Origin of the sequence: Streptomyces sp. NPDC002838, assembly GCF_040295365.1 — a bacterium.
Lineage (GTDB): Bacteria > Actinomycetota > Actinomycetes > Streptomycetales > Streptomycetaceae > Streptomyces.
In genome coordinates, this window is sequence record NZ_JBEOVF010000154.1 from 1 (window position 1) to 1419 (window position 1419).

A 1419-nucleotide genomic window follows, 5' to 3' on the forward strand; every position below is an offset into this window, starting at 1 on the left:
GTTGGAATTAGCATGTTATCAAAAGGAAGCCAACTATCTATTTTTTTCTGTTGTTGCTTCATAAAGCTGTCAACTTGCTCAAAAGTATCAACTTCAATATCCATATTATCTCCATTTTTATTCTTTTTCTATATGTTATCATATAAGTTCTTAACCTTATTTGTGGTACACAATAATGTCATTAAATGATGTTATCCTTAAATCTTAGAGTCACTATTGTATAATTTAGACAAAGGACAAAAACATGCAAAAACGCTACTCAAAAGAATTTAAAGAAACCCTTATCGCCTTCTATCATTCTGGTCAATCCGTCACCCAGCTGTCTAAAGAATACGACGTGGCCCCTGCAACAATTTATAAATGGATAGACCTCTACTCTAAATCTAATGAAAGCTCCGTCTCTAAAGCTGATTTTCTAGAATTAAAAAGACAACTGGCTAAAGTTAAGGAAGAACGAGACATCTTAAAAAAAGTATTGACCATATTCGCCGAGAAAAAGAAGTGAGTGCTGCGGATATGGCTCAAACCATACAAACTTTAGCACTCAATGTCAGACTAAGCTGTCAACTCCTTGATGTTCCTGAATCAAGTTATTATGAACGGATTAACCGACATCCATCTAAAACTCAATTAAGGAGACAATACCTGTCACTCAAAATTTCTCAACTCTTCAATGCTAACCGAGGAATCTATGGTGCTCCTAAAATTCATCATCTTCTACTTAAACAAGGGGAAAAAGTCGGGTTAAAACTGGTACAGAAGCTAATGAAGCAACTTCAACTCAAGTCTGTAGTCATTAAGAAATTTAAGCCTGGATACTCACTAAGTGATCACATCAATCGAAAAAATCTCATACAGACTGAACCTACAAAGAAAAATAAGGTTTGGTCAACCGACATTACTTATATTCCTACTCAACAAGGATGGGCTTATCTCTCAACCATTATGGATCGTTATACTAAAAAAGTCATTGCTTGGGATTTGGGCAAGCGAATGACTGTAGAATTAGTGCAAAGAACTTTAAATAAGGCCATTAAATCACAAGACTATCCAGAAGCTGTTATTCTTCATTCTGACCAAGGAAGCCAGTATACGAGTCTAGAGTATGAAGAGTTGCTTAAGTATTATGGGATGACTCACTCTTTCAGTCGAAGGGGATACCCTTATCATAATGCCAGTCTTGAATCTTGGCATGGACATTTAAAAAGAGAGTGGGTGTATCAATTTAAATATAAGAACTTTGAAGAAGCCTATCAGAGTATTTTCTGGTACATCGAAGCCTTTTATAATTCAAAACGAATCCATCAAAGTTTAGGGTATCTTACACCTAATCAATTTGAAAAGGTAAGTGCTTAAAATAAATATATTTCTTGTCGTCGGGCCCGGTCGCGTGGTCACTCTTTGGAGTGACCACCGGGT

Annotated in this window: 1 protein-coding gene; it reads left to right on the forward strand. The window is 35.9% G+C overall.

What is annotated here, in order from left to right:
- Positions 1-244: 244 nt before the first annotated feature.
- Positions 245-1356, forward strand: a protein-coding gene (locus ABT063_RS52030; protein WP_088792927.1) for an IS3-like element IS981 family transposase whose coding sequence is annotated in 2 segments (ribosomal slippage) — positions 245-461 and positions 461-1356 — 1113 coding nt in all. Because the reading frame shifts where the segments join, the coding sequence is not laid out codon by codon here.
- Positions 1357-1419: the final 63 nt, after the last annotated feature.